The 25123-nt window shown below is 69.4% G+C and carries 22 protein-coding genes and 1 riboswitch; of the genes, 6 read left to right on the top strand and 16 right to left on the bottom strand.

The genetic code is table 11. The features are described from left to right. The first annotated feature begins 11 nt into the window (after nucleotides 1-11). Nucleotides 12-1187 carry an MFS transporter gene (locus ACODTB_RS05745; protein WP_291117574.1) on the top strand — a complete coding sequence of 392 codons (1176 nt, stop codon included), beginning with the start codon at nucleotides 12-14 and terminating at the stop codon, nucleotides 1185-1187. A gap of 13 nt (nucleotides 1188-1200) precedes the next feature. Here the strand turns inward: ACODTB_RS05745 and ACODTB_RS05740 are convergent, their stop codons facing one another. Genes ACODTB_RS05740 through ACODTB_RS05705 form a run of 8 tightly spaced genes read right to left on the bottom strand, consistent with a single transcriptional unit; the run spans nucleotide 1201 to nucleotide 8464 of the window. Then, complete coding sequence (locus tag ACODTB_RS05740; protein ID WP_488929153.1) at nucleotides 1201-2796, bottom strand: AMP-binding protein; 1596 nt, start codon at nucleotides 2794-2796, stop codon at nucleotides 1201-1203. A 21-nt stretch (nucleotides 2797-2817) separates the two neighbouring features. After that, nucleotides 2818-3375 carry a MarR family winged helix-turn-helix transcriptional regulator gene (locus ACODTB_RS05735; RefSeq protein ID WP_291120557.1) on the bottom strand — a complete coding sequence of 186 codons (558 nt, stop codon included), beginning with the start codon at nucleotides 3373-3375 and terminating at the stop codon, nucleotides 2818-2820. Continuing rightward, nucleotides 3372-3977 (bottom strand): carboxymuconolactone decarboxylase family protein, encoded by a 606-nt coding sequence (locus tag ACODTB_RS05730; protein ID WP_291120559.1) that lies wholly within the window; start codon nucleotides 3975-3977, stop codon nucleotides 3372-3374. The genes ACODTB_RS05735 and ACODTB_RS05730 overlap by 4 nt, the downstream gene beginning before the upstream one ends. After that, a complete protein-coding gene (locus tag ACODTB_RS05725; RefSeq protein WP_291120560.1) occupies nucleotides 3974-4681 on the bottom strand; it encodes an ABC transporter ATP-binding protein in 708 nt (235 codons plus the stop codon). The genes ACODTB_RS05730 and ACODTB_RS05725 overlap by 4 nt, the downstream gene beginning before the upstream one ends. Further along, nucleotides 4674-5456, bottom strand: coding sequence for an ABC transporter ATP-binding protein (locus ACODTB_RS05720; RefSeq protein ID WP_291120562.1), 783 nt, complete (start codon nucleotides 5454-5456; stop codon nucleotides 4674-4676). Before ACODTB_RS05720 ends, ACODTB_RS05725 begins: the two co-directional genes overlap by 8 nt. Further along, nucleotides 5453-6397, bottom strand: a complete 945-nt coding sequence (locus tag ACODTB_RS05715) for a branched-chain amino acid ABC transporter permease (protein ID WP_291120564.1) — start codon at nucleotides 6395-6397, stop codon at nucleotides 5453-5455. The genes ACODTB_RS05720 and ACODTB_RS05715 overlap by 4 nt, the downstream gene beginning before the upstream one ends. Next, complete coding sequence (locus ACODTB_RS05710) at nucleotides 6394-7248, bottom strand: branched-chain amino acid ABC transporter permease (protein ID WP_291120566.1); 855 nt, start codon at nucleotides 7246-7248, stop codon at nucleotides 6394-6396. The genes ACODTB_RS05715 and ACODTB_RS05710 overlap by 4 nt, the downstream gene beginning before the upstream one ends. Before the next feature lie 31 nt (nucleotides 7249-7279). Continuing rightward, the gene (locus ACODTB_RS05705; RefSeq protein ID WP_291120568.1) at nucleotides 7280-8464 is read right to left on the bottom strand and encodes an ABC transporter substrate-binding protein; all 1185 of its coding nucleotides are present in this window, start codon (nucleotides 8462-8464) and stop codon (nucleotides 7280-7282) included. A gap of 199 nt (nucleotides 8465-8663) precedes the next feature. Here ACODTB_RS05705 and ACODTB_RS05700 point away from each other — a divergent pair, with 199 nt between their 5' ends. Then, on the top strand, nucleotides 8664-9419 hold the full coding sequence (locus ACODTB_RS05700; RefSeq protein WP_291120569.1) for an SDR family oxidoreductase: 756 nt from the start codon (nucleotides 8664-8666) through the stop codon (nucleotides 9417-9419). Between the two features lie 69 nt (nucleotides 9420-9488). Then, nucleotides 9489-10580, top strand: a complete 1092-nt coding sequence (locus tag ACODTB_RS05695) for a DNA topoisomerase IB (protein WP_291120571.1) — start codon at nucleotides 9489-9491, stop codon at nucleotides 10578-10580. On the opposite strand, the gene aqpZ is transcribed toward ACODTB_RS05695, so the two are convergent. The 4 genes from aqpZ to ACODTB_RS05675 all read right to left on the bottom strand — a co-directional run bounded on the left by aqpZ (nucleotide 10487) and on the right by ACODTB_RS05675 (nucleotide 17389). Next, entirely contained in the window at nucleotides 10487-11194 is a 708-nt protein-coding gene (gene aqpZ, locus ACODTB_RS05690) for an aquaporin Z (protein ID WP_488929152.1), read from the bottom strand. The genes ACODTB_RS05695 and aqpZ overlap by 94 nt on opposite strands. A gap of 149 nt (nucleotides 11195-11343) precedes the next feature. Then, the gene (locus ACODTB_RS05685) at nucleotides 11344-12786 is read right to left on the bottom strand and encodes an efflux transporter outer membrane subunit (RefSeq protein ID WP_488929151.1); all 1443 of its coding nucleotides are present in this window, start codon (nucleotides 12784-12786) and stop codon (nucleotides 11344-11346) included. 8 nt (nucleotides 12787-12794) lie between these two features. Next, a complete protein-coding gene (locus ACODTB_RS05680) occupies nucleotides 12795-15977 on the bottom strand; it encodes an efflux RND transporter permease subunit (RefSeq protein ID WP_291120577.1) in 3183 nt (1060 codons plus the stop codon). A 74-nt stretch (nucleotides 15978-16051) separates the two neighbouring features. Continuing rightward, entirely contained in the window at nucleotides 16052-17389 is a 1338-nt protein-coding gene (locus ACODTB_RS05675; RefSeq protein ID WP_291120579.1) for an efflux RND transporter periplasmic adaptor subunit, read from the bottom strand. Between the two features lie 274 nt (nucleotides 17390-17663). Between ACODTB_RS05675 and ACODTB_RS05670 the strand changes: the two genes are divergently transcribed. Continuing rightward, complete coding sequence (locus tag ACODTB_RS05670) at nucleotides 17664-18635, top strand: SDR family oxidoreductase (protein ID WP_291120581.1); 972 nt, start codon at nucleotides 17664-17666, stop codon at nucleotides 18633-18635. 54 nt (nucleotides 18636-18689) lie between these two features. Here ACODTB_RS05670 and ACODTB_RS05665 read toward each other — a convergent pair whose 3' ends face one another. Then, on the bottom strand, nucleotides 18690-19415 hold the full coding sequence (locus ACODTB_RS05665) for a hypothetical protein (protein WP_291120583.1): 726 nt from the start codon (nucleotides 19413-19415) through the stop codon (nucleotides 18690-18692). Nucleotides 19416-19593: 178 nt separating this feature from the next. On the opposite strand from ACODTB_RS05665, the gene ACODTB_RS05660 reads away from it, so the two are divergent. Beyond that, a complete protein-coding gene (locus ACODTB_RS05660) occupies nucleotides 19594-20799 on the top strand; it encodes a phospholipase D-like domain-containing protein (RefSeq protein ID WP_291120585.1) in 1206 nt (401 codons plus the stop codon). On the opposite strand, the gene ACODTB_RS05655 is transcribed toward ACODTB_RS05660, so the two are convergent. The 3 genes from ACODTB_RS05655 to ACODTB_RS05645 are packed head-to-tail and all read right to left on the bottom strand — an operon-like array spanning nucleotide 20753 to nucleotide 23696. Beyond that, nucleotides 20753-21769, bottom strand: a complete 1017-nt coding sequence (locus ACODTB_RS05655; protein WP_291120587.1) for a lysylphosphatidylglycerol synthase domain-containing protein — start codon at nucleotides 21767-21769, stop codon at nucleotides 20753-20755. The two genes, ACODTB_RS05660 and ACODTB_RS05655, sit on opposite strands and share 47 nt — an antisense overlap. Continuing rightward, entirely contained in the window at nucleotides 21766-22980 is a 1215-nt protein-coding gene (gene clsB, locus ACODTB_RS05650) for a cardiolipin synthase ClsB (RefSeq protein WP_291120589.1), read from the bottom strand. Before clsB ends, ACODTB_RS05655 begins: the two co-directional genes overlap by 4 nt. Next, nucleotides 22977-23696 carry an endonuclease/exonuclease/phosphatase family protein gene (locus ACODTB_RS05645; protein WP_291120590.1) on the bottom strand — a complete coding sequence of 240 codons (720 nt, stop codon included), beginning with the start codon at nucleotides 23694-23696 and terminating at the stop codon, nucleotides 22977-22979. Before ACODTB_RS05645 ends, clsB begins: the two co-directional genes overlap by 4 nt. Before the next feature lie 243 nt (nucleotides 23697-23939). Continuing rightward, nucleotides 23940-24043, top strand: a riboswitch (guanidine-I (ykkC/yxkD leader). 52 nt (nucleotides 24044-24095) lie between these two features. Between ACODTB_RS05645 and ACODTB_RS05640 the strand changes: the two genes are divergently transcribed. After that, nucleotides 24096-25121, top strand: a complete 1026-nt coding sequence (locus tag ACODTB_RS05640; RefSeq protein WP_291120592.1) for an ABC transporter substrate-binding protein — start codon at nucleotides 24096-24098, stop codon at nucleotides 25119-25121. Nucleotides 25122-25123: the final 2 nt, after the last annotated feature.

Below are 25123 nucleotides of genomic sequence, written 5' to 3'. Positions count from 1 at the left end.
CCCGAAATTCCATGGCCACGCAGTGGCTGCTGAACATCGGTCACGCGATCGACCACATGTTCCTGCTGATTTTCGCCACCGCCGTGACGGCGATCGCGCGCGAGTTCGGCGTGGCGCGCTGGGAGGACCTGATGCCGTACAGCGTGGCGGCCTTCTTTTTCTTCGGCGTGGGCTCGCTGCCCTCGGGCAAGCTGGGCGACCAGTGGGGCCGCCGCCGCATGATGCTGGTGTTCTTCTTCGGCATGGGTGGCGCGGCCCTGCTGGCGAGCGCGACGCAGACGCCGCTGCAGATGGCGCTGGCGCTGGCGCTGCTGGGCTGTTTCGCGTCGATCTACCACCCGGTGGGCATTCCCATGCTGGTGCAGGGCGCACCGCGGCCGGGCTGGACCATCGGCGTCAACGGCCTGGTGGGCAACCTGGGCGTGGCGGTGGCGGCGGTCGCCACCGGCTTCCTGGTGAAGTACTTCGGCTGGCGCATGGCGTTCGCGGTGCCGGGCGCCCTGTGCCTGCTGTTCGGCGTGGCCTTCGCGCTGCTCGCCACGCGCGAACAGGCCGCGCCCGCGAAGAAGAAGTCCGCCACCACGGTGGCGCCGGCCAATGTGTCCATGGCCAGGCTCTTCCTGGTGATGACCATCGCCGCCACCAGCGGCAGCCTGTTGTTCAACTTCTCGACCAACAGCAACCACGAGCTGCTGAGCGATCGCCTGCAGGCCCTTCTTCAGGACCCTGCGCAGATCGGCCTGCTGCTCGCCGCGATCTACGCGGTGGCCTCGTTCACGCAGTTGCTCGTGGGGCACCTGATCGACCGGGTGGCGCTCAAGTCGCTGTATGTGAGCATCATCGCGGCGCAGGCCGTGCTGCTGGGCTTGTCGATGGCGCTGGACGGCTGGGCCTTCTACGCCGTGCAGTTCCTCTTCATGGCGACGATCTTCGGCGCCATCCCGTTCACCGACGCGATGATCGTGCGCTTCGTCGACGACAGCCTGCGCTCGCGCGTCTCGGGCATGCGCCTGGCGGTGTCGCTGGGCGCGAGTTCGCTGGCGGTGTGGCTCATCGGCCCGGTGGTCAAGCAGGCCGGGTTCACCGCCCTGCTCGGTGTGATGGCGGCCACCTCGGTGATCACGCTGCTGATCGTGAGCCAGCTGCCGTCCACGCCCGCTCCCAGGAGCGCGGGCCACGCGCCTTGATCGAGAGAGTGCCTCAGCCCTGCTGCACGTCCAGCGCGCCCTCGATGCCCTGCTTGCGCAGCACCGCGCGCTGCACCTTGCCGGTGGCAGTCTTGGGCAGGGCCTCCACGAACTTGACGAAACGCGGCTTGGCAAAGCGCGGCAGCTGCCCGCTTGCGATGCGCAGGATCTCCGCTCCGTCCAGCGTGGTGCCAGCCTTGGGCACGAGCGCGAGCATGACCTCGTCTTCGCCACCCGGCACGTCCGAGGGCACGGCGTAGGCGGCCACTTCCTCGACGCCCGGTAGCGCGGCCACGACCTCTTCCACTTCGGTGGCCGAGATGTTCTCGCCGCGCCTGCGGATGCAGTCCTTGATGCGGTCCACGAAGGTGACCAGGCCGTCTTCCCGCATGGTGCCGGCGTCGCCGGTGTGGAACCAGAGGTTGCGCCAGGCCTCCACGGTCTTGGCCGGGGCGTTGAAGTAGCCGGCCATGAAGCCGAAGGGCACCTTGGGGCGCACGAGGATCTCGCCCATCTGGCCTGGCGGCAGGGCCTCGTCGGTCTCGGGGTCGGCGATGCGCACCTCGAAGTGCTGTTCATGCGTCCACCCCGCCGCGCCAGGCACGGAGCGGCCGATGCGGCCCCAGATGGGGATGTTGACCTCGGTCATGCCGAAGCCCGAGACGATGTCTTTCACGCCGAAGCGCTCGCGGAAGGCGGCCTCGTGCTGGGCCAGGTTCGGGGCGGTGAGCACAGCGCGCAGCCGGTGCTCGCGGTCCTGCGCCGTGGGCGGCTGGTGGATGATGAAGCCGGCGGTGGCGCCCAGCAGGTTGGTCACGGTGGCGCCGTGTTCGCGCACGTCGGCCAGCCAGGCGCTGGCGCTGAAGCGGCGGCGCACGAAGGCGGGGATGCCGGCCAGCAGCGTGGCGCCCAGCTGCATGAGCAGGCCGTTGGCGTGGAACAGCGGCAGGCTGACGTAGTAGCGGTCCTGCGCCGTGAGTTCCACGCACTGGATCGTGCCGATGCCGTAGAGCGCGCAATGCGCGTGGGGCATGAGCACGCCCTTGCTCGGTCCGCTGGTGCCCGAGGTGTACATGATGCAGGCGATGTCTTCGGGCGCGGGGCCGGGGCCGTCCCAGTCGGGCTGCCGGGCCCAGTCCGGCCAGGCGAGCACCTGCCAGCGCTCGGGCAGCCTGGCGCTGGACGGCCCGCCCACCACGATGACGGTGCGCAGTTCGGGCACCTCGTCGGCGATGTCGGCGAGCGCGCCGAGCAGCTCGGCATCGACCACCACGCAGCCCAGCGCGGAGTCGACGAGCTGGTGCCGCAGGAACGTCGCACGCAGCTCGGTGTTGAGGAACACGGTGGTGGCGGCCAGGTGGGCCAGCCCCATCCAGGCGGTGGCGAAGTCGCAGCCATTGAACATGAACACGCCAACGCGGTCGGCGCGCCGCACGCCCAGGCGCTCGAAGAAGCCGGCCGCGCGCAGGCTGTGGGTGTGCGCCTGCCCGAAGCTGAGGCTCGCGCCCTCGCTGTCGGCAAGCCAGGGGGCGTCGGGCGACCGGGTGGCCAGCTCCTTGAGCGCGGCGCTCAGCAGCCAGCGGCGGGGGTTGTGGATCTCGCTGTACATGTTGGGTGGTGTCGGGGTGGATCAGGGTGGTGTCGGGAGGTCGAAGGGATGCGTGGTGACCCAGGCCATGTCTTCCGGCCGCACCATGACGGAGAGGCCTTTCCACATGCCTTCGATCTCCGCCTTGGAGAGCCGCGCCTGCGCCTGCCCGATCAGCGCGATCTGCCGTTGCGTGAGCAGACCGAGCAAGGCCTGCCCTTCGGCGGTGAGGTAGTTCTGGCGCACGCGGCGGTCTTCGGTGCTGTAGCGCTGTTCCAGCAGCCCCATGGTGGTGAGCTGGTTGGTGGTGCGCGAGAGGGCCTGGTTGCTGATGCGCAGCAGCGACATCAGCGAGCCCACGGTGATGCCGGGCGTGCGCCCCGCGAAGTGGAGCACGCGGTGGTGGGGACGGCCCAGGCCATGGTCCATCAGCACCTGGTCGGCGATGTCGGCCATCTGCAGGTGCACGAAGAACACCAGTTCCAGCGTGCGCATCGCAGCACGCTCGGCGTCCAGCCCCGGCGCCTGGGCCTGCGTGTCGGGGGCCGCTTTGGGTGGGCGGGTCCGGCGGGTCTTGGAGGCGGTATCGGCCAGGCTCACGGGTGGGTTTCCTTCCACAGTTGTTGCAACCAGCCTACATGATGCAGCGCCTGGGCGGGCTCGGGTTCGAGGGTGGTCCGCATCAGGCTGTTCCAGCGGTTGAACCAGCCGAACAGGGCCACGATGGAGACGATCTCGATCAGCTCCTCCTCGGAGAAGTGCCGGCGCGCCTCGTCGAACGCCTGGCTGGCATCGCCCACGGGCAGCGTGGCGCCCGCGCTGGCGATGCGCAGGGCCGCGCGTTCGCGTTCGCTGAAATGCGCGCTGTCGGCGTACACGGGCAAGGCGGCCAGGAGCGCCCAATCCACGCCCGCGTGCCATGCCGCATGGACCGCGTGGACCGTGCTGTAGGCGCAGCGCGCGCCCCGGCAGGTTTCGGCCGCCAGCAGAAAACGCAGGCGGGGCTCGATCAACCCATCGCCGCGCAGCGTGGTCTGCACCAGGCCCAGCACCGCCGGCAGCACGCCGGGCTTGCGCGCCATGGTGAGCAGGGCGTGGGGCCGGTAGCCGACGAAGTTCACCAGGTCTTCGAGCTGCGGGTTCTGCGAGCGGGGATCGTCGGCGGCCAGGGGGGCGGCACGCGCGGTGTTCGGTGGGTTCATGCGGGGATTTCGTGTTGCAGGCCGGAGAGCATGGCCTCCAGCCGGTCGTCGATCTGGTCGCGGCCACCGCTCCACAGCACGCGCCCGCTGTCGAGCAGGCAGAAGCGCTGCGCGACGCGCCGGGGCACGCGGAAGTTCTGCTCCACCAGCAGCACCGACACACCGGCGCGGCTCACGAATTCGATGGCCGCCACGATCTGCTCGATGATGACGGGTGCAAGCCCTTCGGTGGGTTCATCCAGCAGCAGGTAACGCGGGTTGGTGAGCAGCGCGCGGCCGATGGCCAGCATCTGCTGCTCACCGCCGGACAGCGAAGTGCCTTGCGCCAGTCGCCGTTCGCGCAGGCGCGGAAACAGGCCGTACACGCGCTCGATGGTCCAATGCCCGGGCGGATGGCTCAGGCTGGCGAGCACGAGGTTTTCCTCGGCGCTCAAGCCGCTGATGATGTCCCGGCTGTCGGGCACGAGCGCGATGCCGCACCGGCTCGAATCGGGCAGCGACAAGCCCGTGATGTCCTTGCCATCGAGCCCACGCTGCCCCTGCCGCAAAGGAATCTGCCCCATCATCGCGCGCAGCGTGGTGGACTTGCCCGCGCCATTGCGGCCCACCAGCGCGAGCACTTCGTTGGGCGCGCAGGCGATGGAGACGCCGTGCAAGGCCTGCGCCTTGCCGTAGAACACGTCGGCGTTCTTCAACTCAAGCATGGGCCACCTCCTGGCGGTTGTCGTCGCCCAGGTAGGCGCGCTTCACGCGCGGGTCCGCGCGCACTTCGGCGGGCGTGCCTCGCATGAGCACCTCGCCACCCATCATCACGACGATCTCGTCGGACAGCTTCATGACCACGTCCATGTTGTGCTCCACCAGCAGCACGGTGCGGTGCTCGCGCACGCGTTCGATCAGCTCCAGCGTGGCCGCGATCTCGTGGTGCCCCACACCGGCCAGCGGCTCGTCCAGCAGCAGCACGCGCGGATCGGCCATGAGCGCCAGGCCGAGTTCCACCGCGCGCTGGCGGCCGTGGCTGAGCGTGGCCACGGGCCGGTCCAGCACATCGGACAGGCCGACGACGGACGCGACCTCGCGTGCCCGATCGCCCAGCTCACCCCACCGGTCCACCGGCCGCCAGAAGGGCTGCAGACGAAAACGCGGCGGCTGCGCGGCCACGCGCAGGTTCTCGAAGGTGGTCATCTCCTGGAAGATGTTGATGATCTGGAAGCTGCGCCCCAGGCCCCGGCGCGTGCGTCCGGCGACCGAGAGGCGCGTGATGTCATCGCCCCAGAGTTCGATGCGGCCGGACTTGAGCGGCGCACGGCCACTGAGGGCGTTGAGCAGCGTGGTCTTGCCCGCACCGTTGGGGCCGATCAGGCCCACGGTCTTGCCCGTGGGCACGTCCAGCGCCACGTTGTTGAGTGCGACGAAGCCGTCGAATTCGACCGTGACGCCCGAACACGCGATGGCTTGTGCCTGGGTGGGGGTGTTCATCGTTGGCTCCACCAGTGCAATGCGGTACCGGCCAGGCCCTTGCGCAGAAAGAGCGTGCACAGGATGAACACCAGACCCACCAGACCGTACCAGTAGTCGGAATAGGCCGCGAGCACTTCGCGCAGCACCTCGAAGAACGCCACACCGACGATGGGGCCGAGCAGCGTGCCGCTGCCACCGAGCAGCGTCATGATGAGAACGTCGCCCGAGGTTTTCCAGTTCAGCATCTGCGGGCCGGTGTACATCATCAACGAGGCCAGCAGGCCACCGGCGACGCCCGAGAGCGCACCAGAGACGGCCATGGCGGACTGGCGCAGCGGCCGCACGCCGAAACCGAGCTGCTCGGCGCGCACCGGGTTCTGCCGCACCGCCTGCCAGGCCTGCCCCAGCGGCGAACGGCGCAGCACCCAGCAAGCCAGCACCACGGCCACGAACACCACGTACACGACCCAGAAGAAGTTGGCGTTGTGGAAGAAGTCGATCCCGCCCCAGGCCGGCCGCGCCACGCCGGGCAGGCCGTCCACCCCGCCGGAGAGGCCACGCAGGCGCGTGAGCATGAGGATGGACATGAGCTCGGCCAGCATCAGCGTGAGCAGCGAGAAGAACAGGCCGGTGATGCGGCTGCCGATCAGGCTCACGGCCCAGGCGCAGGCCGCGCCCAGCAGCGCGGCGGCCACCAGCCCCAGGCTGAATGGCAGCCCGCCGTGCATCTGCGCCCAGGCCATGCCATAGGCGCCCATGCCGAAGTAGGCGGCGTGGCCGAAGGAGAGGATGCCCGTGGTGCCGAACACCAGGTCGTAAGCCAGCGCGAAGACGGACCACACCATGACCAGGCAGGCGACGAAAAGAATGCCCTCGTCGCGCGTGCCGATGCGCAGTGCCACGAGGATGGCCATGGCCAGCAGGCACAGCCGGATGTCCAGGCGTTCGATACGGCTCATGCGAGTCGCTCCTTCTTGCTGAAAAGACCCTGCGGCCGCAGCAGCAGCGTGGCGATGAGCACGGCGTAGGTCAGCGTGTCGATCCAGTCGGGCAGGTATTGCTGGCCAAAGGCACGGGTCATGCCGATCAGCAGAGCGCCCACCATGGCGCCGCGGATGTTGCCCAGGCCACCGATGATGACCACGATGAAACAGTCCAGGATGATGGTGCCGCCCATCTGCAGCTGGATCGGCAGCATCGGCCCGGCCATGGCGCCGCCCAGGCCGGCGAGCGCCGCGCCCACCGCGAACACCGCCGTTCGCACGCGGTCCACGCGCACCCCCAGGGTGGCGGCCATCAAGGGGTGCGTGCTGCACGAACGGATCACCAGCCCGATGCGCGAGCGCTCGATGCCCAGCAGCAGCACGGCCATGGTGGCCGCGCCGACGGCGATGACGAACAGGCGGTAGCGCGAGACATCCGTGTCGAACAGCGCGACGCTGCCCGACAACCACGGCGGCACCGCGATGCTCTTGCCGCTCAGCCCCCAGGTGGCGCGCACCACTTCTTCCAGCACCAGAATGAGCCCGAAGGTGATGAGCAGCTGGAACTCGTGCGGCGCCGAGTAGATGGGCCGCAGGGTGAGCCGCTCGATCAGCACACCCACCAGCGCCAGCAGCACCGGCACCAGGGCGATCGCCCACCAGAAACCGGCCCACCACGCGATCTGGAACGCCAGGTAGGCACCCAGCATGTAGAGCGCGCCGTGCGCGAAGTTGATGATGCGCAGCATGCCGAAGATCAGCGTCAGCCCCGCGGCCAGCAGGAACAGCAGCATGCCGATGCTCAGACCGATGACGAAGGTGGACATGGAGGTTGCTCGCTTGCCGGTGCGGGCGCACTCATTGGCAGGGCTTGAAGAGGTCCTGCGCGGTGAAGGTTTCGGTGACCTTCATCGTGACGGGCGGCTGGCCCGCACCACCGGCGACGGCGGTACCGAACAGGCCCACCTGCTCGGCCTGGTTGTCGCAGGCGCGCATGCGCTTGGCACCCTCCACGGAGTCGTTGCGCACGCTGTTCCTGAACGCGTCGACCCACTTTTCCTTGTCCCACACGCCGGTGCTCTCGACCACGTCGAGCCACCAGCTCATGCCGTCATAGGCCTCGCCCGCGTACTGGCTGGGCAGCTCGCCGTATTTCGCGCGGTAGGCGGCCACGAAACGCTTGTTGCGCGGCGTGTCCTGGGTGAAGTGGTAACGCAGCGTGGAGTGCACACCGAGCGCGCCGCCGGCGCCGACCGACTGGCCCTGTGTTTCGTCCATCAGCATGGTGCCCATCACCTTCATCTTGCCGGCCAGGCCCACGTCGCCGCCCTGCTTGAGCGAGGTCACGGTGTCGCCGCCCACCACGATGAGCGCCAACCCGTCGGCGCCGGACTTCATCGCCTTGTCCAGCAGGATCGCGTAGTCCTTGGTGCCGATCGGCGTGAAGTCGATGCCCGCGATCGCGATGCCCTTGCTCTCCATGTCGGCCTTGAGCGAGGCCCACATGTCGCGGCCCACCTGGTAGTCCGACACGATGCCGTAGACCTTCTTCACGCCCTGGCGCCTGGCGAACTCGCCGATCATGCGGTTCTCCATGGCCACGGTGTTGGAGGTGCGGAAGGCGTAGCGCGTCTTGTCGGCACCGGTGATGCGGTCGTCCGCCGAGAGCGTGATGATCTGCGGCACCTTGCGCTGCTCGGTGAGCTTCATGATCGCCAGCGTGGAGCCCGAACTCACCTCGCCGAACAGGGTGTGCGTGTCGCGCGCCAGGACCCGAGTGGTCTTCTGCACCGCCACCTGGGTGGACGTCTCGGTGTCCTCCCACACCGCCTCGATGGGCTTGCCCAGCACGCGGTTGTTGCGCTCCTCGAAGGCGATGGTGGCGCCTCGGCGCATGTTCTCTCCCACGATGCCCCAGGCGCCGCTGAGCGGCACGATGCCTGCGATGCGGAAGGCGTCCTGCGCCAGAGCGGACGCGCCGCCCAGCAGGCAGCCCACCGCCAGCGTGGCCAGGCGCACACGCGATGCGAGTGTTCGATTCATGACTTGTCTCCTGTTTGTGATGCCGTGTTCCGGTTCGACGCGTGTCGATACACCCGATATCAAGATATACCAACATTGTTGTTATATATCCGTTGATTGGCATAAGCACCGGGGTTTTCCCGGAGCCTGGGTGATGGAGCGCCCGGAGCGCCCATTAACATGGCCCTCGCCCCTTCCACCTCCACTCCCAAGGATTCGCATGGCTTCAGAGACAACTTCCAAGATCGCCCTGGTCACCGGCGCGGGCAGCGGCATCGGCCGTGCCGTGGCGCTCGGCTTGTTGAAGGACGGGTACCACGTCGTGCTTACCGGGCGCCGCCCCGAGCCGCTGGCGGCGGTGGCGCAGGCGGGTGGGCCCAACGCGGTCGTCATCCCCGCCGACGTGCGGGACGAGCACAGCGTGCAGGCGCTGTTCGATCAGATCGAACAGCGCTTTGGGCGGCTCGACGTGCTGTTCAACAACGCGGGCGTGAACGCCCCGGCCGTGCCCATGGACGAGCTGCCGGTCGAGCGCTGGAAGGACGTGATCGACACCAACGTGACCGGCGTCTACCTCTGCGCGCGCGCCGCCTTCGGCCTGATGCGGCGGCAGAACCCGCAGGGCGGGCGCATCATCAACAATGGCTCGATCTCGGCCCACGCGCCCCGCCCGTTCAGCTGCCCCTACACCGCGAGCAAGCACGCGGTGCTGGGCCTGACCAAGACCATCGCGCTGGACGGCCGGCCCTACAACATCGTGTGCAGCCAGATCGACATCGGCAACGCGCTGACCGATCTCTCGGCCCGCATGACGCAGGGTGTGCGCCAGGCCAACGGCACCATGGCCAGCGAACCCATGATGGACGTGGCGCACGTGGCCGAGGCGGTGCGCTACATGGCGGGCCTGCCGCTGTCCACCAACGTGCTCAACATGACGGTGATGGCCAGCCAGATGCCTTTCGTGGGCCGGGGCTGACGGCCCCTTCCTACACACCCTACGGACGGCGCTGACACGCGCCGCGCGCGGAGCGCGGACACTGGCGGCATGCCCGCCCCACTCACCTACGCGCAGGACGACACCCCCGGCTGGACCCGCGTGCGCCGGGGCAAGGGCTTTGCCTATGTGAGCGCCACCGGGCGCGCGATCCGCGACGCCGCGCAGCTGGACCGCATCAAGCGCCTGGCGATTCCGCCCGCCTACACCGAGGTGTGGATCTGCCCCAGCGCGCGCGGCCACCTGCAGGCCACGGGGCGCGATGCGCGGGGCCGCAAGCAATACCGCTACCACGCCGAATGGCAGGCAAGGCGCGAGCAGCAGAAGTTCGACCGCCTGCGCGAGTTCGGCCGCGCCCTGCCGCGCATCCGCCGCGCGGTGACGCGCGCCCTGCGCAGCCGCGAACTGACGCTGGACACCGTGGTGGCCGCCATCGTGCGCTTGCTGGACCGCACCGCGCTGCGCGTGGGCAATGAGGCCTACGCGACGGAGAACGGTTCGTTCGGCCTGACCACGCTGCGCAACCGGCATGTGCGCACGCGCGCGGCCAGCCTGGAGATCCGCTTCCGGGGCAAGAGCGGCGTGGAGCAGACCGCGCGGCTCACCGACCCGGCCACCGCCCGCATCGTGCAGCGTTGCCAGGAATTGCCCGGGCAGCACCTGTTCCAGTACATCGACGACGCCGGGCGGCGCCGGCCGGTGCGTTCACAGCACGTCAACGACTATCTGCGCCGCGTCAGCGGCCAGGACTTCACGGCCAAGGATTTCCGCACCTGGCACGCCAGCGTGCTCGCCCTGGAACTGACCGCCGGCGTGGCGCCATCGGCGCCCGGGGACGCGGTGGCACCCACGCGCGCTACCGTGGTCGAGGTGGTGCGCCAGGTGGCCCGGCAGATCGGCAACACACAGGCGGTGTGCCGCCGCTTCTACATCCACCCGGCGGTGCTGGAGGCCGTGCTCGACGGCCCGGCCAGGAAAGCAGAGAAGGCCGGTGGCACCACCGAAAGCGCGCTGCTGCGCCTGCTGTCGCGCCGCAAGAAGAAGGCCGCTCAGCCTTCGTCGCCGTCGGCCAGCAGAGCGCGCCAGACCAGCGCCCCGATGGCCGCACCGACCAGGGGCGCCAACCAGAACAGCCAGAGTTGATCCAGCGCGATGGACGGGCCGAACAGCGCCGGGCCGGTGCTGCGCGCCGGGTTGACCGAGGTGTTGGTGACCGGGATCGAGATCAGGTGGATCAGGGTCAGGCACAGGCCGATGGCCAGGCCGCCGAAGCCAGCCGCCGCGCGTTTCTCGGTGGCGCCGAGAATGACGAGCAGGAACACCGCGGTGAGCACCACTTCGGTCAGCAGCGCGGCCGTCATGTCGTAACCGCCGGGCGAGTGTTCGCCAAAGCCATTGGTCGCGAAACCACCCACTTCAAAGCCCGGCTTGCCCGTGGCGATGAGGTACAGCACGCCGGCCGCGGCCACAGCGCCCAGCACCTGCGAGATCACATAGCCTGGCAGCTCGGCCGCGCGGAAGCGGCCCCCCAGTGCGAGGCCCAGCGAGACCGCCGGATTGAAGTGGCCGCCGGAGATCGGCCCGAAGGCGTAGGCGCCGGTCAGCACCGTCAGGCCGAAAGCCAGGGAGACGCCGGTGAAGCCGATGCCGAGCTGGGGAAAGGCCGCCGCCAGCACCGCGCTGCCGCAGCCGCCGAACGTGAGCCAGAACGTGCCGAGGAACTCGGCGGACCATTTTTTCAGGGTGCTGTTTTTCATGCTGCTTGGAGGCGAGTCGAGAGGCAGCGAAGATAAGCAGGCGAGAGAGCCGGCGCAAGCCCATTAACAATGATTTGACACACACCCGCGCCCGGCGCCTCATCTGCCCACTTTGGGCCGCCGGGCGGAACCCAGCACTGGCGCGGGCCTCAGGACGCCGGCGTCAGGTTGCCGCCCAGCACCTTCCACAGCGCCACGCGGTTGGCCTGTTCGGACTGCCGCAGGGCGATCAGGGCCTGTTGCGCGGCGTACAGGCTGCGCTGCGCGTCGAGCACGGTGAGGTAGTTGTCCACGCCCGAGGTGAAGCGCGCTTCGGACAGCTCGAACGCGCGCGCGTTGGCATCCACCACGGCCTGCTGCGCCGCCAGACGGGCTTCCCACTGCGCGCGCTCGGCCAGCGCATCGGAGGCCTCGCGGAACGCGGTCTGGATCGCTTTCTCGTACTGCGCCACGGCGATGTCGCGGTTGGCCTGCGCCACGTCGACCGAGGCGCGCGCCGCACCGCCGTCGAAGATGGGCCAGCGGATCTGCGGCACGAAGCTCCAGGTGTTGTTGCCGCTGCCGAACAGGTTGTCGAGCTCGCGGCTGCCAGTGCCGATGCTGGTGCTCAGGCTGATGGTGGGGAAGAGCGCCGCGCGCGCCGCCGCCACGTTGGCCGACAAGGCCTGCAGGTTGTATTCGGAGGCGCGCACGTCGGGGCGTTCGAGCAGCAAGGACGACGGCAATTCGGCCGGCAGTGCCATCAACGCGGCGGGCGCGGCCGCCGGCTCGGCGCGCAGGGTCTCGGCGGTGGGCAGCCATTCGCGGCGCAGGCCGCTGCCCACCAGGGCTTCGAGGGCGTTGCGGTCTTTCGCGACCTGGGCCGTGAAGGCGGCCACGTCGCCGCGCGCAGTTTCCACGGTGATGCGGTTCTGTGCCAGCACGAGGCCGTTGGTGCCCCCCAGCTGGTGGATGCGCTCGGTGAGCTGGTAGGCCTTTTCGCGGCCGGCCAGGGTGTCGCGCGCCAGGGTCAGGCGGGCTTCGTTGGCGGCCAGGTTGAGCCAGGCGTTGGTGACGTCGGCCACCAGCGTGATGCGCACGTTGCGCTGGTTTTCCTCGGACTGCAGGAACTGCTGCAGCGCGGCTTCATTGAGGTTGCGCACGCGGCCCCAGAAGTCGAGCTCGAAGCTGGTGATGGCGAGCTGCGCGGTGTACTGCGTGCTGGTGGTCGACACGCCGCTGCTCGAGAGGTCGGCGGCCGTGCGGCTGCGGCTGCCCTGCGCGGTGGCGGCCACGGTGGGCAGCTGGGCCGCGCTGGTGATGCCGTACTGCGCACGGGCGCGTTCGATGTTGGACAGGGCCACGCGCAGGTCGCGGTTGTGGGTGAGCGCCTGCGCGATCGACTGGCGCAGGCCCGGGTGCTGCACCCAGGCCAGGCGCTGCGAGGTCTGCACGGCGGCGGCGCTGGCGTCCGCCACGGCCAGCGGCTGGCCCAGCGTCGGGGCGACAACGCCTTGCACGTCGGGCTTGGCCGGGGGTTGCACGGCACATCCGGCCAGCAGGAGAAGCAGCGCGCCGACGGTGGCGGCCCGCTGGAAGGGGGGGGTCGTCATGAGGTGCATCACGCTTCTCCTCCTTGGTGCGACAGCGCGGGCGTGGCCAGGGGCGGCACGGCGGCGGCGGCTTTCGCGCGCCTGCGCTGCACCCAGCTGCGCACCAGCAGGAAGAACACGGGCACGAAGAACAGGCCCAGCGAGGTCGACAGCACGGTGCCGCCGAGCACGGCGGTGCCGATGGCCTGGCGGCTGGCCGCGCCCGGCCCGGTGCCCAGCGCGAGCGGCAGCACGCCGAAGCCGAAGGCCAGCGAAGTCATCAGGATCGGGCGCAGGCGGCGCCGCACCGCCTCCAGCGTGGCGTCGAAGATGCTGCGGCCCTGGTCCTGCAGCTGCACCGCGAACTCCACGATCAGGATGGCGTTCTTGGACGCCAGCCCCACGGTGGTCAACAGGCCCACCTGGAAATACACGTCGTTGGACATGCCCCGGAAGTACGTGGCCAGCAAGGCACCGACGATGCCCAGCGGCACCGCGAGGATGACCGAGAACGGCACGCTCCAGCTTTCATAGAGCGCGGCCAGGCACAGGAACACGAACAGGATGGAGATGGCGTACAGCAGCGGCGCCTGCGCGCCCGACTGGCGCTCCTGCAGGGACGCACCCGTCCATTCGTAGCCTATGCCCACCGGCATCTGGGCCATGATGGATTCGACCGCTCGCATGGCATCGCCCGAACTCACGCCAGGCGCCGTGTTGGCGATCATCTCCATGGCCGGCGAGCCGTTGTAGCGCAGCAATTGCGGCGCGCTGCTGGTCCAGGTGGTGGAGGTGAAGGCCGCCAGCGGCACCATCTCGCCGCTGCGGTTGCGCACCGTCCACTTGCCGATGTCCTGCGGCAGCATGCGGTAGGGCGCGTCGCCCTGCACATAGACGCGCTTGACACGGCCGTTGTGCACGAAGTCGTTGACGTAGGAGCCGCCGACGGCGCTGGAGAGCACGTTGTTGATGTCGCTGGTGGACAGGCCCAGCGCGGCGGCCTTGCGGTCGTCGATCACCACCTTGAGTTCGGAGGTCACGTCGAAGTCGGTGGTGCGCATGTTGGTCAGCGAGGGGTGCTGGGCGGCCAGCTCGACCACGCGGTCCTTGGCCGCCCGCAGCGCCTCGTTGCCCAGGCCGTTGATGTCCTTGAGCATGAAGTTCACCCCGGCGTCCGAGCCCAGGCCGCGCACGGCCGGCGGCATGGAGACGAAGATGCGCGCGGCTCGGATGCGCGAAAGGTCGCGCGTGGCCTTGCGCGAGATGGCTTCGGCGCTCTGCTCGGGGTTGGGGCGCTCGTCCCAGGGCTTGAGGCGCACGAAGATGTTGCCCGAGCTCTGGTTGCCGCTGTTGCCCGCGATGGAGTTGACGCGCAGCACGTCGGGCTGGGCGTTGAAGTAGCGGGTGATGTCCTGCAGCACGGTTTCGAGCTGCGCGTCCGACGAGCCGGCCGGCAGCGTCACGCTGGCGGTGATGAAGCCCTGGTCTTCCACCGGCAGGAAGGAGGTGGGCAGCTTCTGGAACAGGAACACCACGCCGCAGACGAGCAGCGCGAAGAGCAGCATCACGCGCTTGCTGCGCAGCAGCAGCTGGCGCACCGCGCCCTGGTAGCGGGTGGAGTTGCGGTCGAAGCCGGCGTTGAACCAGCGGAAGAAGCGGTCCACCCAGCCCAGCAGGCCTTGGCGAGCGGGCGCGCCCTCGTGCAGGTGCTCGGTGGGCTTGAGGATGGTGGCGCACAGGGCCGGCGTGAGCGAGAGCGCCACCAGCACCGAGAACGCCATGGCCGAGACGATGGCGACCGAGAACTGCCGGTAGATCACGCCCACGGAGCCCGAGAAGAAGGCCATGGGGATGAACACCGCCGAGAGCGTGAGGCCGATGCCCACCAGCGCGGGTGTGATCTCGGCCATGGACTTGATGGTGGCCTCCTTCGCGGGCAGGCCTTCCTGGTGCATCACGCGCTCGACGTTTTCCACCACCACGATCGCATCGTCCACCAGCAGGCCGATGGCCAGCACCATGGCGAACATGGTGAGCATGTTGATGGAGTACCCGAGCACCGAGAGCACGCCGAAGGTGCCCAGCAGCACCACCGGCACGGCGATGGCGGGGATCAGCGTGGCGCGCAGGTTCTGCAGGAAGATGAACATCACGATCACCACCAGCACCATGGCCTCGGCCAGGGTGACGGCCACTTCCTTGATGGAGGCGCGCACATAGGGCGTGGTGTCGGAGCTGATGACGCCGGTGATGCCGTCGGGGAAGAAGGGCGCGAGTTCGGCCATCTTGGCGTTGACCGCCGTGGCCACGGCCATGGCGTTGGCGCCGTCGGCCAGCACGATGCCCAGGCCGGCGCCGGGCTGGTTGTTCAGGCGGGACTTCACCGTCAGGTTGTCGGCGTCCAGCTCGACCCGGGCTACGTCGCCCACGGTGACGAGCGAACCGTCGGCGGCGGCCTTGAGCACGATGCCGCGGAACTCGTCCACCGTCTTGAGCTTGGTGCGCGCCGTGATGGTGGCGTTGAGCATCTGGTCCTTCACCGCGGGCAGCGCGCCGAGCTGCCCGGCGGAGACCTGGGCGTTCTGCGAGTTCAGCGCCGAGACGATGTCCGAGGGCATCAGCGCGAACTGCTCCAGCTTGCCCGGGTCCATCCAGATGCGCATGGCGTAGCTGGTGCCGAACACGCTCACGTCGCCCACGCCGTCGATGCGCGAGATCACGTCGACCACGTTGCTGGTGATGTAGTCGCCGATCGCCACCTGCGTGACCGTGGGGTCGGGCGAGGTGAAGACGTAGGTCATCAGGTTGTCCTGACCGCCCTTGTTCACGAACACGCCCCGGCTCTTCACCGCCTCGGGCAGCCGGTTCATGGCCGTCTGCAGCTTGTTCTGCACCTGCACCTGGGCCACATCGATGTCGGTGCCGGGGGCGAAGGTCAGCTGCGTGCGCGAGCGGCCGGCGGAGTCGCTGGTCGAGCTCATGTAGAGCACGTTGTCGATGCCCTTGAGCTGCTGCTCGATCACCTGGGTGACGGAGTCGGCCACGGTCTCGGCCGAGGCGCCGGTGTAGATGGTGTTGATCGAGACGCGCGGGGGCGCGATGTCGGGGTACTGCTCCAGCGGCAGGGTGAAGATGGACATGAACCCCGCGAGCATGACCACGATGGACAGCACCCAGGCGAAAACGGGACGGTGAATGAAGAAGTGGGCCATGGTGCTGCGTGTGGAGTCCGGTTTGCTCGAAGGGGGCAGGGGTCACCCGGTCGGGGATGGCCCGTGGGTCGCGCTCAGGGCTTGGGTGGGGCGGAAGCTGCCGGGATCTGGCCCGCCTGGCCGCCCTGCCCGGCGGGTCCGCCCTGCCCGGTGGACGCGGCGGGCTTGTCCTCCACCACGCGGTTGCCTTCCATGCGCATCGCCAGCGGCGTCACGGTCTGGCCGACGCGGGCTTTCTGGAAGCCCTCGACCATCACGCGGTCGCCCGCCTTCAGGCCTTCGAGCACCAGCCACTGGGCGCCCAGGGCCTGGCCCAGCCGGATCGGCCGCTTCTCGATCTTGTTGTCGGCGTTGAGCAGCTGCACGCTGGGCTTGCCCGCCGGGTCGCGCTGCACCGCCTGCTGCGGCAGCACGATGGCGTCGCTGGCTTCGCCGGTGGACAGGCGCGCGCGCACGTACATGCCGGGCATCAGCAGGCGGTCGGGGTTGGGGAACACCGCGCGCAGGGTGATGGCGCCGGTGGTCTGGCTCACGGTGGCGCCAGTGAACTGCAGTTTGCCCGCGTGCGGGTAGCGGCTGCCGTCTTCCAGCGCCAGGCGCACCGGGGCGCCGCCGGCCTCGACCTTGCCGAAGGTGCCGGCCTGCCACTGGCGCCGCAGCTCGAGCAGCTCCGAGCTGGACTGCGTGATGTCCACATGAATGGGGTCGAGCTGGCTGATGGTGGTCAGCGCCTGCGCCTGGTTGGCGGTGACCAGCGAACCGGGCAGCACCGCGGAGAGGTCGATCTGGCCGCCAATGGGGGCCACGATGCGGCTGTACTGCAGGTTGATGCGGGCGTTTTCCAGCGCCGCCTGTGCCACGGCCACGTCGGCGGCCGACTGGGCCACCTGGGCCTGGCTTTCGTCGAACACCTGGCGGCTGATGGCGTCGATCTTCACCAGCTCGGCGTTGCGCTCGGCGTTGGTGCGCGCGGTCTGCGCGGAAGCGCGCGACTTGGCCAGGGCCGCCTCGGCGCTCTTGACGGTGGCTTCCAGCGTGCGCGCGTCGATCTGGTACAGCGGCTGCCCAGCCTTGACCACCGAGCCCTCGGTGAACAGCCGCTTCTGCAGGATGCCCGAGACCTGGGGCCGCACTTCCGCGCTCTGCGAGGCCCGGGTGCGGCCCGCCAGCTCGGTGGTCAGCCCCTGGGTCTGCACCACCACCGTCAGGTAGCCGACGGTGGGTGCGGCCGGGGTGGCGGCGGGCGCCTTCTTGTCACCGCAGGCGGCCAGCGCGAGCACCGCCACCCCCACCAGGGCCAAGGTCCAGCGCCGTGCACCGGGACGCTGTCGAACCGGAGAGGACGCCGTGGCGGACAGGACGACGGGGAACAGCCGGCGTGGCTCATCGGATGCAGCGAAGGTCAATGGCATGGAAGTCGGGGCGGGCTGTGGGGTGGAGACGCGGTGGGGCAAGCGGCAGTTGCGGTCGCAACATGCCATTGTGCGCATGCAAACATGTCTGGAATGTAAACGCACTCAACGCTCTCCAAAAAAGCCGTGTTCCGAGAAAAACCGCAAAAAAGTCAAACCCCTTTGCGGCAGATTCTTCCGCCGGCCGACATCGCTTCCCTGGCGGTCCGTTGGCACGCGCCCTGCCCCGAGAGGATTCGCCGAATCCCTTTCACCCCCTACCGGGAGCACGCCCATGGCCAGCAGCCGCACACTCGAAAAACAGGCATCCATTCACGCAGAGCAGGACCACCGCGACCAGCGCAAGCAACGCGCCCCCGCCGCAAAGAAGCGCCCGCCCCAGACCGGTGCGCGGGCCCAGCCCACGAAAATGCCCGAACAGCACCTCGATGCAGACGACCAGGAGTCTGATCTGGAATTGCGGCCACGGTTCCTGGCGCCCGACTACCTGGGCAGCCAGAAGCTGCAGGGACAGGCGGCGCTGATCACCGGCGGCGACTCCGGCATCGGCCGGGCGGTGGCGGTGCTCTTCGCGCGAGAAGGCGCCGACGTGGCGATTGCCTACCTCTCCTCCTCGGAAGACGCCGAGGAAACCCGGCGCCATGTGGAGGCCGAAGGCCGGCAATGCCTGGTGCTGCAGGGCGACGTGAAGGACCCGGGCTGGTGCGAGGCAGCGGTGAACGAGACCGTGAAGGCCTTTGGCAGGCTGGACGTTCTGGTGAACAACGCGGCGTTCCAGAAGCACGCCGAATCCATCGAAGACATCGACGACGAGCGGCTGAAGGAGACCTGGGACACCAACCTGGGCGGCTACTTCCGCATGACACGCGCCGCCCTGCCCCACCTGAAGGAAGGTGCCTGCATCATCAACACCGGCTCGGTCACCGGGCTGCGCGGCAGTGCCCACCTGCTGGACTACGCCGCCACCAAAGGGGCCATCCACGCCTTCACCAAGTCGCTGGCGAGCAACCTGCTGCCGCGCGGCATCCGGGTCAATGCCGTCGCGCCCGGCCCGGTCTGGACCCCGCTCAACCCGCGCGATCAGCCGGCCGGGAAAGTGAAGGACTTCGGGGAAAAGACAGACTTCCAGCGCGCAGCGCAGCCCGAGGAGCTTTCGCCGGCCTACGTCTTTCTGGCCTCGCCCTGCTGCTCGGGTTACATCACCGGCGTGGTCCTGCCCGTCACCGGCAGCGTGGACGCGATCTGAAAAAAGCCGGGAGAGGCCCTCGCGGGCCTCTCCCGGCTTCAGGCGCCAGCGGCGTCAGCTGTTGTCCTTGTTCTGCTTGCCCGACGACGGTGACCCGCTCTCGTTCTTGCCCGTGCCGGCGGTCTGCTGGCGGCTGGAACGCCAGGTGGAAAACTCGTCGGAAAACTTCTTGAAGCGGTCCTGGCGCCACTGGTTGTAGTCGTCGTCCAGTGCGCGCATCTGCTCTCGGCGCCATTGGCTGTAGTCCGGGTCGAACTGCTGCTCCTGCGAGTCGCCTCGGCCGCTGTAGCCGGACTGCGAGCCGCTGTAGCTGCTGCCCATGCCACCGCCGTACCCACCGGGGCCGGCGTAACCCGCACCCCGGTAGTCGCGATCCAGACCGCTGGGGCGGTTGAAGCGCTCACGCTGCTCCCGGCCGTACCCGCCGTGCTGGCCGTAGCGGTCGTCGTCGTCGTCGCGCAGCCCGTACTGGCCGTACCGAGGTGCGTCACCACGGTAGGGGCCGGAGCCGCCGTGGCCGTAGCGGTCGTCCTGCTCGCGCTGACCGTAGCCGCCGCTCTGCCCGTACGGCGTGTCCTCATCGCGGAAACTGCCGAGGTCGCGTTGCTGTTCGCGGCGCCAGTCGCCGCCGCCCTGCCAGGCGTCATCGCGGCCCCGACCGTGGTCGCCCTGCGGTTGGCGCGGCGACTCGTACCCGCCGCCTTGCTGGCGGTTTTGCGAGCTGAAAGCCTCTTGCTGGTAACCGCCTCGCTGGCGGTTCCGGTTGTCCTGTTGTGCCATGGGTGTGTCCTTTCAATGATCGGATGCATGAAGCGGATGCGGTCGCCGTTCACCGGCCCTCGGCATCCACGGCTGGTTGGGCAAAACACGTTCCCGCCGTGGGTGCCGCGGCGCGCGCGCCGGCACCGGGCACGCCGTTTGCCACAGTCGCAAGTCGCCACCTCAAGCCCACGCCTCCATGAGCCTGTCCTTCCCCGCCCCACCCGTCCCCGCGCACATGGCCCATGCCCACGAACTGGTGCGCCGCCTGGGCGAACCCCTGCTCGGCGGCAACCACGCCGAGCTGTTCGCCGATGCGAGCGCGGCGCGCGCCGCGCTGGTGGAGACGCTGATCGGCGCGCGCGACCACATCAACCTCGATGCCGCCCTGCTCGACGTGGGCGCGCCGCAGGACGGCCTGCTCCATCGGCTGGTGGCGCTGTGCCGTCAGGGCGTGCGCGTGCAGGTGCTGGCCAGCAACCCGCGCCAGGAAGCCGAACTGGGCCCGCTGCGCCGTGCCGGCGCCACCGTGCGCACCCTCGAACGGCCCGGCGGCCTCAGTGGCTGGGTGGCGCAGCGCTTCCAGTCCATGCAGCGGCAGCTGGCGGTGGTGGATGGCCGCACGGCGTGGTGCGGCCCGGGCTCGCCATCCACCGGCGCGGGGGCTCAGGGCCCGCACCTGCGCGTGCGCGGCCCCATCGTCCAGCGCGTGCAGCGGCTCTTCCTGGACAGCTGGAAGACCGCCGAACCCCGCCTGCCCGCGCCGCCGCCGCAGCACTTTCCGCCCATCGCGCTCGCGGGTCGCCAGCGCATGGGCATCGCCACCCGCGCGGGATCGGCGCAGCCCGCCCCGGCCGCCAGCTGCCCGCTCATCGGTGCCGTGGAAACGGCGCGCTTCAGCGTCTTCATCGCCCTGGCGCGGCGCGCGCCCTCGCGCCGGCTGGTGCAGGCCATCGCCGGCGCGGCCGGCCGGGGCGTCAATGTGTCGGTGCTGCTGCAGCACGGCGGCGCGCCCCACGCCTGGCCCTGGCGCGCGTGCTGCGCCGAACTCATGCGGGCCGGCGCCTGGCTGTACCAGGCGGACGGCAGCCAGCCCCTGCCAGCGCACAGCACCGTGGACGGCGTGTGGTCCAGCGTGGCGATCGACGGCGGCTCGGGCTGGCACAGCGGCGACGTGATCGCTGCGGCGCAGCTGCTCGTGCTCGATGCGGCGTTCGCGAGCGAACTCGACGACGTGTGCCAGGCGGCCCTGGCGCACGCCCTGCTGCTCGATGCGAAGTCCCTGGCCGGCCCAGCGCCGTTTCAGCGCTGGTGGGGCCCGGTTGGCCCCGTGCGGACCCCGGTGGCCGATCCCGCGCTCACGTCGGTCGGCCGCGCCGTCGAAGGGCCGGGCCTGAGTCCCTGACACCCTGGCGCCTCTGGGCGGCGCCGCCGCGCCGCGCCGCGGCCTCGCTCCAGGCGTAGGCCGGCAGCGCCAGGGCGAGCGGCAGCAGGTAGTAGGCCGCGCGGTAGGCCAGCACCACCGCGAGCACCTCGGTGGCGGGCAACACGCCGCCCAGCGTGGCCACGAACACCGCCTCCAGCACCCCCAGGCCGGCCGGCACGTGCGTGATCACGCCGGCCACGGCGGCCATCAGCAGCGCACCCAGCACGAGGGCGAAATCGACCCGCCCCTCGAACAGCACCCACACGATGGTGCCCATCAGCAGCCAGTTCGCGCCGCCGGCCAGCGCCTGCACCAGCGCCAGGCGACCGCCGGGCAGCGCCAGTTCGTGCTCGCGCCACTTCAGCGTGCGTGGGCGCGAAACCGCGCACAGCACCAGGTAGGCCAACGCCAGCGCCACCATCGCCGCGCCGAGGGCGCGCAGCGCGGTGTCGCCCGGCGCCCACCCACCCGGCAACGTGGGCGGTGACCACAGCAACACACCGCCGCTCACCCACAGGTAGCCCAGCCAGTTGGTCGTCATGCTCAGCGCGATCACCTTGGCCACCGTGGCCGCGGCCACGCCCCAGCGCGTGTACAGGCGCAGCCGCATCGCGAAGCCGCCCACCAGTGCGCCGAAGTTGAGGTTGAAGGCGTAGCTGATGGCCGCCGTGCCCAGCGTGCGCGGCACCGCCAGGCCATGCCGCGTGAGGTGGCGACCCACCAGATCGAAGCCGGCGTAGACCCCATAGCTCAGCACCGCGAGGCCAGCCGCCAACGCCAGCCGCCCGACCGACAGCTGCCGCAGCGACACCCACACCTGCGGCCAGTCCACCGCGCGGGCCTGTTGCGCCACCAGGGCCAGCACCAGCGCAGCCAGGGCCCACGGCGCGATCCGTTTCGTCCACCGCCAGAGGCGCTGCCGTGCGGGGCGGCCCTGCGCTGCGCTCATGAAGGATCCGGGTCGACCGTCATGGCGACCACGCGCGGCTCGCGCGCCGTGGTCTGCCGCGTCCAGTCGGGGAAGCGCCTCAACGCGTGGAACACCACCATGCTGCGCACCGCGATCCAGGCCGAGCGCAGCCGGCTCGGTGTGGGCAGCTCCACGCGCTGGCAGCAGGTCTGCAACAGCTCGTCGATGCGCCCGCTGAGGTGGCGCGCGAAGGCCTCGTCGCGCACGATCACGTTGGCCTCCAGGTTCAGGCTCAGGCTGGTGGGGTCGAGGTTGCTGGAGCCCACGGTGGCCCAGAGGTTGTCCACCACCGCCACCTTCCCGTGCAGCGGGCGCTCCTTGTACTCGTAGATGTTGATGCCCGCGCGCATCAGGTGGCGGTACAGCAGCTCGCTCGCGCGCTTGACCCACAGCATGTCGGGACGGCCCTGCAGGAAGAGATCCACCTGCACCCCGCGCCGGGCTGCGCGGCGCAGGTCGCGCAGGAAGCGGTAACCGGGGAAGAAATAGGCGTTGGCGATCAGGATGCGGTGGCGCGCGCTGCGGATCGCCGCGCGGTAGTGGCGTTCGATGTCGCTGCGGTGTTCGTTGTTGTCGCGCGTGACGAAAGCGGCGAGCGCGCCTTCGCCCGTCACCTCGGCCACGCCTTTGCGGCGCAGGCTCGAGCGCCAGCGCCGCAGCCATTGCCCCCGCGCGGGCTGGGGCGACTCGACGTTGGCGCGGCAGAAGGCCTGGATCTGGCCCACCAGCGGGCCTTCAATCTGCACCGCGTAGTCCTGCTTGGAGAGTTCGCCGAACTCCATCAGATGGTCGATGGAGTAGTTGATGCCGCCGACAAAAGCGACCCGGCCATCCACCACCACGATCTTGTGGTGCATGCGGCGCAGCAGGTTGACGCGCGCGCCCAGCACGCGCTGCACCGGCTCGAAGGCGCGCAAGTGCACCCCGGCCTCCAGCAGCGGCTGGGTGAACGAGGCCGGCAGGTCCGGCGAGCCCCAGCCGTCCACCAGCACGTGAACCTGCGCTCCGCGTTGCGCGGCTTTCAGGAGCGCCTCATGCAGCTGGCGGCCCACCTTGTCGTCGAACAGGATGAAGGTCTCCAGCAGCACTTCCTTCTCGGCGTTGGCGATCGCCTCGAACACGGGCGGGTAGTAGCCCTCGCCGTTCTCCAGCAGCGTGATCCGGTTGCCGGGCACCCAATGCGAATTCATGGCGCGGTCTCCAGGTGGATTTCAGCGGCCAGCGGCGCGTGGTCGGACAGCCGCGCCCAGGGACGCCGAGGCATGGGAACGGGCAAGGCGCGTGCCACCCCACGCACGTAGATGCGGTCCAGCCGCAGCAGCGGAAAGCCCGACGGAAAGCTGCGTGCGTGCTGGCCATGCGCGTGGCGGAACACCTCGCGCAGGCCGCTGGGCGCCAGCAGCCCATCGGCGCGCAGGCGCCAGTCGTTGAAGTCGCCAGCCACCACCAGTGGCGAATCCGGCGGCACGTAGCGGCTCACGATGTCGCAGATCATGCCCAGCTGCTGGCGCCGGTGCGATTCGCGCAGCCCCAGGTGCGCGCACATCACGTGCATGTCGGGCCCCAGGCCCGGCACATCAAGCACACAGTGCAGCATGCCGCGCGGCTCGAAACCGCTGATCGACAGGTCGTGGTTCTCGCTGTGCAGCACCGGAAAGCGCGACATCACCGCGTTGCCGTGGTCCAGCCCCTCGGCCACGGCGTTGCGGCCGTAGGCGTGCTGCGGCCAGATCTCGTCGGCCAGGAACTCGTACTGCGCGGCGCTGGACCCGTTGCCGCCTTTCACCTCCTGGAGAAAGACGATGTCGCTGCCCATGGCGCGCACCGCTTCCCGCAGCCCGTGCAGCACGGAACGGGTGTTGAACACGTCGTAGCCCTTGTGGATGTTCACGGTGAGTACCTGCATGGCCCATGCTAGGCGGGACACCGCGCCGCGCTCTGTCAGACAAAAGCGCATTCGCGCGCAGGTGGCCACCGCGTCGCACCAAGCCGGGGCGGCGCCGGGGCGCCCAATGCACCGGCCGGTGCCGGTTCGCCCTCGTTTTGGTGCACCGCCCCGGCCGGACCCCACGCAAACCGCTGGCACGCTTTCTGCTGACACCGGAAGCGCAAGAAGAGCGATCTGGGGACCGCCCCGAGACAGCTCGGCACTCAGGTGCACTAGGGTTCCGACCACAGAGGTTTCGTGGTGTCTGGTCCGAGAGTGTGCCGGCCTCATCGCAGGCTCCACGGAGGGACAAAAGCCCGGGAGAACGATCACAGATCGGTTCTTCCTGCGCGTCCCACCAACCCATGGAGTCCTCTGATGAACAGCACCGCCCTCCCTGCATCCCCCGCCCGGCGCCACCACTTCCTCAAGCCCGCCCTGGGCCTGGCCCTGTCGCTGGCCACCGCCGGCGCCTTCGCGCAGGCACCCGCCCCGATGAAGATCGCCACCGTGGTGTGGATCGGCTACGGCCCGTTCTACGTGGCCGAGGCGCTGGACCTCTACAAGAAATACAACCTCAAGGTCTCGCTGCAGGTCTTCAACGACCCGGCGCTGATCCCGGCGGCCATCGCCTCGGGTGCGGTGGACGGCGGCATGCTGACCTACGACCAGGTGGTGGGCCAGGTGGCGGCCGGCCGCAACATGAAGGTGGTCATGCCGATCGACTACTCCAACGGCGGCGACGCCATCGTGGCCGACGGCAGCATCACCAAGGTAGCCGACTTCAAGGGCAAGAAGATCGGCTACAACCCGCTCTCGCCGAGCGACTTCCTGCTCTCGTACGCGCTCAAGACGGTGAACCTGACGGAGAAGGACATCACCCCCGTGAGCATGACGCCCGAAGCCGTGCCGGCCGCCATGGCCTCGGGCCAGCTGCCCATCGGCGTGACCTACGAGCCCAGCCTGTCGCAGATCCTCGGCCAGGGCGGTGGCAAGAAGTTCAAGGTGGTGTTTTCCTCGAAGAACGCGCCCGGCCTGATCGCCGACGTGCTGGTGTTCGACGACAAGGTCATCAAGGCCAAGCCGGCCGAGATCACCGGCATCATGAAGGCTTACCTGGACGGCATGGCCTACATGAAGGCCAAGCCGGCCGAGGCGCACAAGATCATCGGCAAGTTCATGGGCGTGTCCGCCGCCGAGGTGAAGGAACAGCTCACCGGCGTCTACAACATCCCGCTGGCCGAGATGCCCAAGGCCTTCCTGCCCGCGAAGGAAACCACCTCGTACTACGCCAGCGGCGACATCATCGCCCAGCTGCTCAAGGCCAAGGGCCAGATCACCACGATCCCCGCCACCGAGGCCACGTTCGACGCCGGCCTCGTCAAGGCCATGGTCGCGAAGTAAGC

The organism is Hydrogenophaga sp. FG152, from assembly GCF_057809615.1.
Note: the sequence above shows the minus strand (reverse complement) of the source record. Positions and strands in the feature narration are given on the sequence as shown.